The 476-nt window shown below is 46.4% G+C and carries 1 protein-coding gene; it reads left to right on the top strand.

Annotated elements, in window-relative coordinates; translation table 11 throughout:
* The coding region (locus J1781_RS00440; protein ID WP_217233028.1) for a winged helix-turn-helix domain-containing protein at window positions 1–476 on the top strand (476 nt) is incomplete at both ends.

Here is a 476-nt window from a genome sequence, read left to right on the forward strand (position 1 = left end):
GTGATGGGATGAGCATTTTAGCCAATTGGCGACAACAAAAGATTGACACGCCTGTTTTGATTATTACGGCACGCGATGCCATTGCCAACCGCGTGGCAGGTCTCAATGCTGGGGCAGACGATTATTTGGTCAAACCGTTTGCTTTAGATGAAGTGGTTGCCCGTTTGCAGGCTCTGATTCGCCGTAGCCAAGGTCGCAGTCAAACTGAAATCCGCTATGGGGATGTCAGCTATTTGCCACAGCAGCAGCAAGTTTTTTATCAAGGCAAATGGGTGGATTTGACTGCCAAAGAAATCACCGTTCTTGAGCAGTTTATCAGCTATCCCAATTTGGTACATAGCCGTGCCAGCCTTGAGGATAAGCTATACGGTTGGCAGCAAGATATCGAAAGCAACGCGATTGAAGTACATATTCATAACCTGCGAAAAAAACTCGGCAATGATTTTATCCTCACTCGGCGTGGTATTGGCTATTAT

It is taken from the genome of Rahnella perminowiae, from assembly GCF_019049695.1.
In the GTDB taxonomy this organism is placed as follows: Bacteria; Pseudomonadota; Gammaproteobacteria; order Enterobacterales; family Enterobacteriaceae; genus Rahnella; species Rahnella perminowiae.